The organism is Streptomyces sp. B93, from assembly GCF_018070565.1.
Taxonomy (GTDB): Bacteria; Actinomycetota; Actinomycetes; order Streptomycetales; family Streptomycetaceae; genus Streptomyces.
Window position 1 is genome coordinate 1 of record NZ_JAGPXL010000026.1, and the last position, 12,031, is coordinate 12,031.

Consider the following 12,031-nt stretch of genomic DNA (forward strand, 5'->3'; position numbering starts at 1 on the left):
TTGATGGGGTAAGGCTCCCAGTAGACGACTGGGTTGATAGGCCGGATATGGAAGCACGGTAACGTGTGGAGTTGACCGGTACTAATAGGCCGAGGGCTTGTCCTCAGTTGCTCGCGTCCACTGTGTTAGTTCTGAGACAACGAACAGTTGTCGGCTTTGAGCAGAACAGACAAATGAAGAGTGTGCTTGTTCGCTCGAAACCAATAGGGTTTCGGTGGTTATAGCGTGAGGGAAACGCCCGGTTACATTCCGAACCCGGAAGCTAAGCCTTACAGCGCCGATGGTACTGCAGGGGGGACCCTGTGGGAGAGTAGGACGCCGCCGAACAATCTTTGAGGGAGGACCCCTGGTCACCAGCGTTCAGCTGGGGCCAGGGGTCCTTTCGTTGTTTAATGATTTGCAGTACCTAAGACAGGAGTCACCCGATGTCCACCAACTCTCCCGACGACCGACCGGAGCGCGACCCGCGGCGACGGGACGGTGGGGAACGCGGCGATCGCGGGGATCGCGGGGGGTTCCGTGGCGGGCCTCGGCGCGGCGGTGACCGTGATCGGGGTGGTGACCGGGGCGACCGCGGTCAGCGTGGTGGCTTCCGGCGGGATGACCGTGATCGGGATCGTGATCGCGGTGGTGACCGTGACCGCGGTGGCTACGGTCGGCGTGACGACCGGGCGGGTGCGCCTCGGCGGGACGACCGGGACCGGGACAGGGATCGGGATCGTGGGTTCCGGCGGGACGGCGACCGTCCTGCGTACCGGCGTGACGACAGGCGGGACGACCGCCGTGACGACAGGCGGGACGACCGACGCGATGAGCGCCGCGATGACCGTGGTGGGTTCCGTCGGGACGACCGTGGGCGGGATCGCGACCGTGGCTTCCGGCGCGATGACCGGACTGACCGCCCCGAGCGTGGGGACCGTGGTGGGTTCCGGCGGGACGGCGACCGTCCTGCGTACCGCCGTGACGACAGGCGGGACGACCGCCGTGACGACAGGCGGGACGACCGCCGTGACGGCGAGCGTGGTTACGGGCGTCGGCCTGAGCGGCGTGGTGAGGAGCGTCCCGCGCGTGGTGGGTTCCGGGGGCGTGACGACCGGGGGCGTGGGCCGCGTCGTGATGAGCGTTCCGGGCGGCCCGGTGGGTTCCGTGGGCGTGACGACAGGCGCGACGACCGCCGTGACGACCGGCGCGATGACCGCCGTGGCGGTGGGCGGTTCCGGGATGAGCGTGAGCGGGACCGGGAGCCGATCAAGCGGCTGCCGATTCCGGAGGACGTGACCGGGGACGAGATCGACAAGGACGTACGGCAGGAGCTTCAGAGCCTGCCGAAGACCCTCGCCGAGGACGTCGCGAAGAACCTGGTGATGGTCGCCCGGCTGATCGACGACGACCCCGAAGGTGCCTACGGGTACTCCAGGGTGGCGCTGCGGCTGGCGTCGCGGGTCGCCGCCGTACGGGAGGCGGCCGGGTTCGCGGCGTACGCGAACCAGAAGTACGCCGAGGCGCTGGCCGAGTTCCGGGCGGCGCGGCGGATGACCGGTAGGGTGGACCTGTGGCCGCTCATGGCCGACTGCGAGCGTGGGCTCGGGCGGCCGGAGAAGGCGCTGGACATGGCCGGTGCGCCCGAGGTGCAGAAGCTGGACAAGGCCGGGCAGGTCGAGATGCGGCTCGTCGCGGCGGGTGCCCGGCGTGACATGGGTCAGCTGGACGCGGCGATCGTGACCTTGCAGAGCCCCGAGCTGGCGTCGAACGCCGTGCAGCCGTGGACCGCGCGGCTGCGGTACGCCTACGCCGACGCGCTGCTCGCGGCCGGGCGGCGCGGTGAGGCGCGGGAGTGGTTCGCGAAGGCGGTGGAGGCCGACCGGGACGGCAGCACGGACGCCTCGGACCGGCTCGCGGAGCTGGACGGGGTCGAGTTCATGGACGCGCTGGACGAGGAGCGGGAGGCCTCCGAGGGCGAGCGCGGCGACCAGGGCTGACGGCTGAGCGGATGAGAGGAAGGGGCGGGGCTCCGGGAGACCGGGGTTCCGCCCCTTCGTCGTTTTCGGGCTCCGTCACCGCTCCAGTGCGCGCAGCACCAGTCCGGACGCGGGCTTCGGGCCGAACGACGTCGACTTCCGGGGCATGGTGACGCCCTCGCGGGCCAGCTCGCGGACGACGTCCTCGCGGACCGGGTGCATCAGGACCGCCGTACCGCCGTCGTGTTCGGCCTTGGCGACGGTGGCGGCGGCGTCGTGGATGTAGGCGATGTGGGCGGGGGAGTCCTCGGGGACGTGCCAGACGTGGGCGAGGAGGGCGGTGTGCAGGACCGTGGCGTCGAGGGTGCGCCAGGCCGGCGGACGGTCGGTGGGGACCGTACGGGCGAGGAAGGCCGGGTCGGGGCGGTCCAGGAGGTGGTAGGCGCCGTCTCCGGCGAGGAGGTAGGCGTTGCCCGCGTGGGCGGCGTCGGCGAGGGCGGTCAGGGCCTCGGGGAGGGACGCTTCCAGGCGTCGTACGCGGAACAGGTCCCGTACGGCGAAGAGGGCGTCGGTGACCGGGAGGCCGTGCAGGAGGCGGTGGATGGCGCGGACGCGCAGGGGGTAGCGGACGGTGTCGACGAGCAGGACCAGGCCGTGGTCCCAGGGGCTGGGGGAGGGGTGGTCCGCGCGGAGGCGGCGGTAGGTGGCCCAGCGGTGGTGGCCGTCGGCGATGAGGGCCTGGTGGCCGGAGAGGTCGGCGCGGACGGCCGCGATGTCGGACGGGTCGGTGAGCGTCCAGAGGCGGTGGGCGACGCCGTCCTCGGTGGTGGTGGCGAGGAGCGGGGGCTTCTCGGCGGTGCGTTCGATGATGTCCGCGGCCGGGGAGGCGTGGTCGCCGCGGTAGGTGAGGAGGAGGGGCTCCAGGTTCGCGGAGGTGGCGCGCATCAGGTCGGCGCGTTCGGCGACGATGTGCGGCATGACGTCCTCGTGGGGGAGGACGAGGCCGTCGGCGGGGTCGGTGACGCGGAGGGCGCCGATGAGGCCGCGCTGGAGGGTGCCGTCGGGGTCGGTCTGCTCGTAGACGTACAGGCCCGGCTCGGGGTCGGGGGCGAGGACGCCTTCCGTGCGCCAGCGGCGCAGGGTGCGGGCCGCCTGTTCGTTGCGGGCGGTGGGGGTGATGGCCTGGGGGAGGATCAGACGGACGATGTTGTGCGGGTCGGCCGATTCCAGGTGGTGCAGGCCGTCGGGGCGGACCACGACGTCGTACGGCGGTGATGTCACGGCGGCCAGACTGCCGACCCGGTCGGGGTCGTAGCGCAGGCCTCGGAACGGGGTGAGTTCGAGGCCTCGGCGCTCCGTTGCTTCCGAGTGACCTGCTGCGTTCATCCCGGCATCGTACGTGTGTCAGTGGGATGCGCGATGATCGGGGGAAAGCGCGAGCGGACCAGGATGGGCGAGGAGCGATGTGGTGATGAGCCGGAGCGTCAGGACGAGGCCCGGGGGCAGTGGGCGGGCCCTGAGCGAGGCGTACGACACGGCGCTGCTCGATCTGGACGGGGTGGTGTACGCGGGCGGTCACGCGATCCGGCACGCGGTGGAGTCGCTGGCCGCCGCCCGGGCGGGCGGGATGCGTCTGGCGTATGTCACGAACAACGCGTTGCGTACGCCGGAGGCCGTGGCGGCGCATCTGACGGCGCTGGGGATACCTTCGGCGGCGGAGGACGTCATCACCTCGGCGCAGGCGGTGGCGCGGCTGATCAGTGAGCAGGTGCCCGCGGCCTCGCGGGTGCTGGTGATCGGTGGCGAGGGGCTGCGGGTGGCGCTGCGGGAGCGCGGCCTGGTGCCGGTGGAGTCGGCGGACGACGAGCCGGTGGCGGTGGTGCAGGGCTATGGCGGCCCCGAGCTGCCGTGGGGGCGGTTCGCCGAGGCCTGTTACGCGATCGCGCGCGGGGTGCCGTGGTTCGCGTCCAACACCGATCTGACGATTCCGAGCGCGCGGGGTATCGCGCCGGGCAACGGGGCCGCGGTGGAGGTGGTGCGGATCGCGACCGGCGCGGAGCCGCAGGTGGCGGGCAAGCCGCTGCCGCCGATGCACCGGGAGACGATCCTGCGTACGGGGGCGAAGCGGCCGTTGGTGGTGGGGGACCGGCTGGACACGGACATCGAGGGGGCATTCAACGGGGACGTCGACTCGCTGCTCGTGCTGACCGGCGTGACCGACGGGGCGCAACTGCTCAGGGCGGCGCCGCGGTTCCGGCCGACCTATGTGGACGCGGATCTGCGGGGGATGCTGACCGGGCAGCCGGACGTGGTCGCGGTGGACGGCGGCTTCCGGTGCGGGGGCTGGACGGCGGTGGCGGGTCCGGAGCGGCTGGAGGTCGAGGGGGAAGGGGGCGCCCTCGACGGGTTGCGGGCGCTGTGCGCGGCGGCGTGGACGGCGGCCGGGGACGGGGTGTGCGAGCTGGACGGGGGGAAGGCGCTGGCGCGGCTGGGACTGTAGGGGGGTGCGGAGGCTCGGGATCTTGATCAAATAACAGGGTAGGCTAACCTAACTGCGTGTTGGTCGAGAGTCCTCCCGCGCAGCGCGCGGAAGCCGCCCCCGCGTCCCCGAACCGCCGGGCGATACGTTCCTTCGGGTTGCTCGTCTCCCTGCTGGTCCTGGTGCTCGTCGCGCTGGCGAGCATCGCCATCGGGGCGAAGGAACTGTCCCTGGAGCAGGTCTGGCACGGCCTGTTCGAGAACTCGGGGACCTACGGCGACGTCGTCGTCGACGAGCGGTTGTCGCGGACCGGGCTCGGCCTGCTCGCCGGGGCCGCGTTCGGGCTGGCGGGGGCGGTGCTCCAGGCGCTGACCCGCAATCCGCTGGCCGACCCGGGCCTGCTCGGCATCAACGCGGGCGCGTCCGCAGCCGTCGTCACCGCCATCACCTTCTTCGGCGTCACCAGCCTGAGCGGCTATGTGTGGTTCGCCTTCGCCGGTGCGGCCGGGGTGGGGGCGCTGGTGTGGTTCCTCGGCGGCAGCCGGGGGGCGACGCCGGTGCGGCTGGTCCTCGCCGGTACGGCGATCAGCGCCGCGCTCTTCGGCTACCTCCAGGCCGTGATGATCATGGACTCGGCGGCGCTGGGCAAGATGCGCTTCTGGACGGTCGGTTCGCTGAACTCGGCGACCGACCAGACCATCCGGCCGGTGCTGCCCTTCCTGCTGGCCGGGGTGGTGCTCGCGCTGGCGCTCGCCCGGCCGCTCAACGCCATGGCCATGGGCGACGACACCGCGCGCGCCCTCGGCGCCAACCTGAACCGCACCCGGGCGCTGGCGATGCTGGCGGCCACCGTGCTGTGCGGAGCGGCGACCGCGGCCTGCGGGCCGATCGTCTTCGTCGGCCTGATGGTCCCGCACGTCGTGCGGTCCTTCACCGGACCCGACCTGCGCTGGATCCTGCCGTACGCCACTCTCCTGTCGCCCGTGCTGCTGCTCGGCGCGGATGTGCTCGGCCGGATCGTGGCGCGGCCCGCGGAACTCCAGGTCGGCATCGTCACCGCGATCCTCGGCGGGCCGGTCTTCATCTTTCTCGTACGACGGCGGAGGACGGCCCAGCTGTGAAGACCCAACGCGCCAACCGTGTCCTGCGCACCCCCGGCGGGTTCTCCGTACGGGTGGACGTGCGGGCCGTCACGGTCGTCGTCCTGCTGCTGGTCGCCGCGTTCGCCGCGAGTGTGGTGCTCATCGGGACCGGGGACTTCGAGATGTCCTCCGGGGACGTCGTCAAGACGCTGTTCGGCGGGGGCAACGCCATGCAGGAGTTCGTCGTCAACCAGCTGCGGCTGCCCCGGGTCCTGGTCGGGTTGCTGGTCGGGGCCGCGCTGGGGCTCGGCGGCGCGCTGTTCCAGGCCATCTCCCGCAACCCGCTGGGCAGCCCGGACGTGCTCGGCCTCGGGCAGGGCGCCACGGCCGGCGCGCTGACCGTGATCGTGCTGATGTCCGGGGACGCCACCGAGGTCACCGTCGGCGCGCTCGTCGGCGGCCTGGCGACCGGTCTGGCCATCTATGTGCTCGCCTGGAAGCGGGGCGTGCACGGGTACCGGCTCGTCCTGGTCGGCATCGGTGTCTCCGCGATCGTCACGGCGGTCAACGGCTATCTGCTCACCAAGGCCGACCTCGTAGACGCCTCCCGCGCGGTGGTGTGGATGACCGGCTCGCTCAACGGCCGCGGCTGGGACCAGGTCTGGCCGCTGCTCGTCCTGTGCGCCGTCCTCGTGCCGCTGGTGCTCGCGGGCGGGCGGGGGCTGCGGATGATGGAGATGGGTGACGACGTCTCGTACGCCCTCGGGGTGCGGGTGGAGCGGCTGCGGATGCTGCTGCTGGTGGCCGCCGTCCTGCTCGTCGCCACCGCCACCGCCGCCGCCGGACCCGTCAGCTTCGTGGCGCTCACCGCGCCGCAGCTCGCCCGGCGCCTGACCCGCACGCCGGGACCGAACCTGGTGCCCTCCGTGTGCATGGGCGCCGCCCTCCTGGTCACCGCCGACTGGGCCTCGCAGCGCCTCTTCGGCGCCGACCAGCTGCCCGTCGGCGTGGTCACGGGTGTGCTGGGCGGGGTCTATCTGCTCTGGCTCCTCGTCACCGAGCGCAAGGCGGGGCGGATATGAGCACCAGGCCGCAGCCGAGCACCGGGCCGCACCGTGGCGCCGACCGTGAGCCGAACAACCCAGGGAGCACCGTGAACCGCCTGTCCGCACAGAACGTCACCCTCGCCTACGACCAGCGGGTCATCGCCGAACAGCTGTCGGTGGAGATACCCGACAACTCCTTCACGGTGATCGTCGGCCCGAACGCCTGCGGCAAGTCCACGCTGCTGCGGGCGCTGTCGCGGATGCTCAAGCCGAACGAGGGCCGGGTGCTGCTCGACGGGCAGGTCATCCAGTCGATGCCCGCCAAGAAGGTCGCCCGCACCCTCGGCCTGCTGCCGCAGACGTCGATCGCGCCCGACGGGATCACCGTCGCCGACCTGGTGGGCCGCGGCCGCTACCCGCACCAGGGCATCCTGCGCCAGTGGTCGGCCGAGGACGAGCGGGTCGTCCAGGAGTCCATGCGGCAGACCGGCGTCGCCGAGCTGGCCGACCGGTACGTCGACGAACTCTCCGGCGGACAGCGCCAGCGCGTGTGGATCGCGATGGCCCTCGCCCAGCAGACGCCGCTGCTGCTGCTGGACGAGCCGACGACGTATCTCGACATCCAGCACCAGATCGACGTGCTGGACCTGTGCGCGGAGCTGCACGAGGAGCAGGGGCGGACCCTGGTCGCCGTACTGCACGACCTGAACCATGCCGCCCGCTACGCCACGCACCTCATCGCGCTGCGCGACGGGAAGGTCGTCGCACAGGGGGCGCCCGGCGACATCGTCACCGCGGAGCTGGTGGAGGAGGTCTTCGGGCTCGGCTGCCAGGTCATCGACTGCCCCGAGACGGGGACGCCGCTGGTGGTGCCCGCCGCGCGCAAGGCCAGGGCCACGCGGAAGACCGTCGCCGAAGCCGTCGGGAAGGCGGGGGCTACAGCAGTTTCCTGAGGTGGAACAGGTCCCTCAGACCCGCCTCCAGCCGGACCCGGCCCGAACCCCAGGCGCGGGCGAAGTGCAGCTCGCCGTCGACCAGCGCCAGCAGGTCGTCGCCGGTCAGCGCCAGCCGGATCTGCGCCCTCTCGCGGGGCGGGCCCTGGACGGTGTCATGGACCTCGATCCGGCCCTCGGCCATCCGGCCCACGAAGGTGACGTCCAGGTCCTTGATGTGGCAGCTCACCGAGCGGTCCAGGTGCGTCGCGTCGCGGACGCCCCCCTCGGCGTGCCGCATGTTGTCCGAGAGCTTGTCGAGTGCCGCCCGGCACTCCTCGATCGTGGCCATCGGGACCGACGGTACCGCAGCGGTTCGAGGTAGCGTCTGGGCATGCACGAACCCGTTCCCCAGGAGGCGGTGGCCGAGCCGGAGGCGCCCGCGGCCGGCCCCGCCGCGCCCGCCCCGCTGAACGTGCCCCGCGAGCCCACCGGCGACGCCGGCGTCGACGCCCAGCTGGCGCGGCTGGCCGATGCCGACCACCTCGCCACGGACGGACACGTCGAGGTGTACGAGGATGTACACCGGGGGCTGCGCGACGCGCTCACCGCGCTCGACGCCCGCCCGGGACCTCCGGCGCCCCCGTCTTCGTACGGCAGTAGGAGCTGAACCGAACGTGGCAGGAGTCGCACGTCGCCGTCTCGACGCGGAGCTGGTCCGCCGGAAGCTCGCGCGCTCGCGCGAGCACGCCAGCCAGCTGATCGCCGCGGGCCGGGTCAGCGTCGGCAAGACCGTGGCGACCAAGCCCGCCACGCAGGTGGAGACCGCTGCCGCGATCGTCGTCGCGGCCGACGAGGGCGATCCCGAGTACGTCTCACGGGGCGGGCACAAGCTCGCGGGCGCGCTGGCCGTCTTCGTGCCGCGCGGACTGGCCGTCGAGGGGCGGCGGGCGCTGGACGCCGGGGCGTCGACCGGGGGCTTCACCGACGTCCTGCTGCGGGCGGGCGCCGCGCACGTCGTCGCCGTCGACGTCGGATACGGACAACTCGCGTGGACTCTGCGGAGCGATGAACGCGTCACCGTCAAGGACCGTACGAACGTACGCGAGTTGACGCTTGAGGCGATCGATGGGGAGCCTGTGGATCTTGTCGTGGGGGATCTTTCCTTCATCCCGCTCGGGCTGGTGCTGCCCGCCCTGGTGCGGTGTGCGAGGCCGGACGCCGATCTGGTGATGATGGTCAAGCCGCAGTTCGAGGTGGGCAAGGAGCGCCTGGGCAGCGGTGGAGTGGTGCGCAGTCCGCAGTTGCGGGCCGAGGCCGTGCGCGGGGTCGCCGGGCGGGCCTGGGAGCTGGGGCTCGGCGTGCGGGGCGTGACGGCCAGTCCGCTGCCCGGGCCGTCCGGCAACGTGGAGTACTTTCTGTGGCTGCGGGCCGGGGCCGACCGACTGGACCCGGCCGACGTCGACCGTGCAGTTGCGGAGGGGCCACGTTGACACCGAACAGCGTTCGTACTGTTTTCCTCCTTGCCCACACCGGCCGCCCGGCCGCCATCCGCAGCGCCGAGCTGGTGGTGAAGGGGTTGCTGCGGTCCGGGATCGGCGTGCGGGTACTGGAGGCCGAGGCGGCCGACCTGCCGCTGCCGGACAGCGTGCAGCTCGTCAAGGAGGCCACCCCGCAGTGCCTCGACGGGTGCGAGCTGCTGATCGTCCTCGGCGGTGACGGCACCCTGCTGCGCGGCGCGGAGTTCGCGCGGGCGTCCGGGGTGCCGATGCTCGGCGTCAACCTCGGGCGGGTCGGGTTCCTCGCCGAGGCCGAGCGCGACGACCTCGACAAGGTCGTCGACCGGGTGGTCAGCAGGGCGTACGAGGTCGAGGAACGGATGACCGTCGACGTCGTCGTGCACAGCAACGGCGACATCGTGCACACCGACTGGGCGCTGAACGAGGCGGCCGTGCAGAAGGTGTCCGCGGAGCGGATGCTGGAGGTCGTCCTCGAGATCGACGGGCGGCCGGTGACCGGGTTCGGGTGCGACGGGATCGTGTGCGCCACGCCGACCGGTTCGACGGCGTACGCGTTCTCCGCGGGCGGGCCGGTGGTGTGGCCGGAGGTGGAGGCGCTGCTGATGGTGCCGATCAGCGCGCACGCGCTGTTCGCGAAGCCGCTCGTGACCTCGCCGGACTCGGTGCTGGCGGTGGAGATGCTGCCGCACGTCCCGCCGGGGGTGCTGTGGTGTGACGGGCGGCGGACGGTGGAGTTGCCGCCCGGGGCGCGGGTGGAGGTGCGGCGGGGGGCGGTGCCGGTCCGGTTGGCGCGGCTGCATCATGCGTCGTTCACCGATCGGTTGGTCGCCAAGTTCGCGTTGCCGGTTTCTGGGTGGCGCGGGGCGCCGCACTAGCCATCTGTGGGGGGCGGTTCGGTGATTCGGCGGGTGCGGGTGCGTGGTGGCTTGTCGCGCAGTTCCCCGCGCCCCTTCAGGTCGGTCCACTCGCCCGGGTGACAGGGCGCCTCGCACTGGGGCCGCTGGACCTCGTAAGGTCGTGTCCGTGCTTGAGGAGATGCGGATACGGTCGCTCGGTGTCATCGATGACGCGGTCGTCGAGCTGTCGCCGGGGTTCACCGCCGTCACGGGCGAGACCGGTGCGGGCAAGACCATGGTGGTCACCAGCCTGGGATTGCTGCTCGGTGGCCGGGCGGACGCGGCGCTGGTGCGGATCGGCGCCAAGAACGCCGTCGTCGAGGGGCGCGTCGCCGTGCCCGAGGACGGGGCGGCCGCCGTGCGCGCCGAGGAGGCCGGGGCCGAGCTGGACGAGGGGACCCTGCTCATCAGCCGTACCGTTTCCGCCGAGGGGCGGTCGCGGGCGCACCTGGGCGGGCGCAGTGTGCCCGTGGGGGTCCTGGCGGAGCTGGCCGACGAGCTGGTGGCCGTGCACGGGCAGACCGACCAGCAGGGGCTGCTGAAGCTGTCCCGGCAGCGGCAGGCGCTCGACCGGTACGCGGGGTACGCCGTCGCCGTACCGCTCGGGAAGTACACGGAGGCGTACCGGCGGCTGCGGGCGGTCACCGCCGAGCTGGCGGAGATCACCACACGCGCGCGTGAGCGGGCCCAGGAGGCCGACATGCTGCGCTACGGCCTCGACGAGATCGCCGCCGTCGAACCGCGTGCCGGTGAGGACGCCGAGCTGGCGGAGGAGGCCGAGCGGCTCGGGCACGCGGAGGCGCTGGCGTCCGCCGCGACGGCCGCGCACGCCGCTCTCGCGGGCAACCCCGAGGACCCCGAGGGCGTGGACGCCTCCACGCTCGTCGCGGGCGCGCACCGGGCGCTGGAGGCCGTACGGTCCCATGACCCGGCGCTGGCCGCGCTGGCCGACCGGATCGGGGAGATCGGCATCCTGCTGGGCGATGTCGCCGGGGAGCTGGCGGGGTACGCCGACGACCTGGACGCCGATCCGCTGCGGCTCGCGGCGGTGGAGGAGCGGCGGGCGGCGCTGACGGCGCTGACCCGGAAGTACGGCGAGAACGTCGACACCGCCGCCGTGCTCGCGTGGGCGGAGCGGGGTGCCGCGCGGCTGACCGAGCTGGACGGCGACGACGAGCGGATCGGGGAGCTGACCGCCGAGCGGGACGCGCTGCGGGCCGAGCTGGGGGGTCTCGCGCAGGCGCTGACCGACGCCCGGACGGAGGCCGCCGAGCGGTTCGCCGCCGCCGTGACCGCCGAGCTGGCCTCGCTGGCGATGCCGCACGCGCGCGTGTCCTTCGACATCCGCCAGACCGAGGACCCCGAGGGTGTCGAGGTCGGCGGCCGTACGGTGGCCTACGGGCCGTCGGGCGTGGACGAGGTGGAGCTGCTGCTCGCGCCGCACCCGGGGGCGCCGCCGCGGCCGATCGCCAAGGGGGCGTCCGGGGGTGAGCTGTCGCGCGTGATGCTGGCCGTCGAGGTGGTGTTCGCGGGCACGGACCCCGTGCCGACGTACCTCTTCGACGAGGTGGACGCGGGCGTCGGCGGCAAGGCGGCGGTGGAGATCGGACGGCGGCTGGCGCGGCTGGCGAAGTCGGCGCAGGTCGTGGTGGTGACGCATCTGCCGCAGGTGGCCGCGTTCGCGGACCGGCAGCTGCTGGTGGAGAAGACCAACGACGGGTCGGTGACCCGGTCCGGTGTGAAGGTGCTGGAGGGCGAGGAGCGGATCCGGGAGCTGTCGCGGATGCTGGCCGGGCAGGAGGACTCCGAGACGGCCCGGGCGCACGCGGAGGAGCTGCTGGCGACGGCGCGGGGCGAGGTGTAGGGGCGGCGGTTCGGCGGCGGTTCGGCGGCGGTTCGTACAAAAGTGCCCCGCTCTCACCCTTGTGGGTGACCCGACTCGGTGGTTGACCGCGGTCGGTGACCCCGGCGTTGCCGTCAGGGGCGGATGGCCTGGCATCCTTGGCGGGGTGCGCGGGGGAAACGCGCGGTGCAGTGCGGCCGCCCGTTCCTTCTGTACGTTTCTTCGTGACCGCCGGTCGCCGAACCAACCGCCGGTGGGTCGCCGAACCAACCGCC

At 72.7% G+C, this 12,031-nt stretch carries 12 protein-coding genes and 1 rRNA gene; 11 read left to right on the forward strand and 2 right to left on the reverse strand.

Features of this window, described 5'->3' with window-relative positions; translation table 11 throughout:
- Nucleotides 1-210: 210 nt before the first annotated feature.
- The 3 genes from rrf (at nt 211) to KBY47_RS23060 (ending at nt 1,979) form a co-directional block, all read left to right on the forward strand.
- Nucleotides 211-327: ribosomal RNA gene (gene rrf / locus KBY47_RS23050) — 5S ribosomal RNA — on the forward strand.
- 291 nt (nt 328-618) lie between these two features.
- A complete protein-coding gene (locus KBY47_RS23055) occupies nt 619-1,278 on the forward strand; it encodes a hypothetical protein (RefSeq protein ID WP_210923861.1) in 660 nt (219 codons plus the stop codon).
- Nucleotides 1,257-1,979 carry a tetratricopeptide repeat protein gene (locus tag KBY47_RS23060; protein WP_210923843.1) on the forward strand — a complete coding sequence of 241 codons (723 nt, stop codon included), beginning with the start codon at nt 1,257-1,259 and terminating at the stop codon, nt 1,977-1,979. The genes KBY47_RS23055 and KBY47_RS23060 overlap by 22 nt, the downstream gene beginning before the upstream one ends.
- A 75-nt stretch (nt 1,980-2,054) precedes the next feature.
- Here the strand turns inward: KBY47_RS23060 and KBY47_RS23065 are convergent, their stop codons facing one another.
- Nucleotides 2,055-3,344, reverse strand: coding sequence for a DUF1015 family protein (locus tag KBY47_RS23065; protein ID WP_210923719.1), 1,290 nt, complete (start codon nt 3,342-3,344; stop codon nt 2,055-2,057).
- A gap of 85 nt (nt 3,345-3,429) precedes the next feature.
- Here KBY47_RS23065 and KBY47_RS23070 point away from each other — a divergent pair, with 85 nt between their 5' ends.
- Genes KBY47_RS23070 through KBY47_RS23085 form a run of 4 tightly spaced genes read left to right on the forward strand, consistent with a single transcriptional unit; the run spans nt 3,430 to nt 7,518 of the window.
- Nucleotides 3,430-4,458: an HAD hydrolase-like protein gene (locus tag KBY47_RS23070; RefSeq protein ID WP_210923721.1), complete on the forward strand. Its 1,029-nt coding sequence runs from the start codon at nt 3,430-3,432 to the stop codon at nt 4,456-4,458.
- Between the two features lie 56 nt (nt 4,459-4,514).
- Nucleotides 4,515-5,558: an iron ABC transporter permease gene (locus tag KBY47_RS23075; RefSeq protein WP_210923723.1), complete on the forward strand. Its 1,044-nt coding sequence runs from the start codon at nt 4,515-4,517 to the stop codon at nt 5,556-5,558.
- Complete coding sequence (locus KBY47_RS23080; RefSeq protein ID WP_210923725.1) at nt 5,555-6,601, forward strand: iron chelate uptake ABC transporter family permease subunit; 1,047 nt, start codon at nt 5,555-5,557, stop codon at nt 6,599-6,601. The genes KBY47_RS23075 and KBY47_RS23080 overlap by 4 nt, the downstream gene beginning before the upstream one ends.
- A complete protein-coding gene (locus tag KBY47_RS23085) occupies nt 6,598-7,518 on the forward strand; it encodes an ABC transporter ATP-binding protein (RefSeq protein ID WP_210923727.1) in 921 nt (306 codons plus the stop codon). Before KBY47_RS23080 ends, KBY47_RS23085 begins: the two co-directional genes overlap by 4 nt.
- On the opposite strand, the gene KBY47_RS23090 is transcribed toward KBY47_RS23085, so the two are convergent.
- Nucleotides 7,502-7,849, reverse strand: a complete 348-nt coding sequence (locus tag KBY47_RS23090; protein ID WP_210923729.1) for a sterol-binding protein — start codon at nt 7,847-7,849, stop codon at nt 7,502-7,504. The two genes, KBY47_RS23085 and KBY47_RS23090, sit on opposite strands and share 17 nt — an antisense overlap.
- 42 nt (nt 7,850-7,891) lie before the next feature.
- Here KBY47_RS23090 and KBY47_RS23095 point away from each other — a divergent pair, with 42 nt between their 5' ends.
- The 4 genes from KBY47_RS23095 to recN all read left to right on the forward strand — a co-directional run bounded on the left by KBY47_RS23095 (nt 7,892) and on the right by recN (nt 11,777).
- Nucleotides 7,892-8,167, forward strand: a complete 276-nt coding sequence (locus KBY47_RS23095; RefSeq protein WP_210923731.1) for a hypothetical protein — start codon at nt 7,892-7,894, stop codon at nt 8,165-8,167.
- Between the two features lie 7 nt (nt 8,168-8,174).
- Complete coding sequence (locus KBY47_RS23100; protein WP_210923733.1) at nt 8,175-8,990, forward strand: TlyA family RNA methyltransferase; 816 nt, start codon at nt 8,175-8,177, stop codon at nt 8,988-8,990.
- Nucleotides 8,987-9,892, forward strand: a complete 906-nt coding sequence (locus KBY47_RS23105; protein ID WP_210923736.1) for an NAD kinase — start codon at nt 8,987-8,989, stop codon at nt 9,890-9,892. The genes KBY47_RS23100 and KBY47_RS23105 overlap by 4 nt, the downstream gene beginning before the upstream one ends.
- 160 nt (nt 9,893-10,052) lie before the next feature.
- Complete coding sequence (recN, locus tag KBY47_RS23110; RefSeq protein ID WP_210923845.1) at nt 10,053-11,777, forward strand: DNA repair protein RecN; 1,725 nt, start codon at nt 10,053-10,055, stop codon at nt 11,775-11,777.
- Nucleotides 11,778-12,031: the final 254 nt, after the last annotated feature.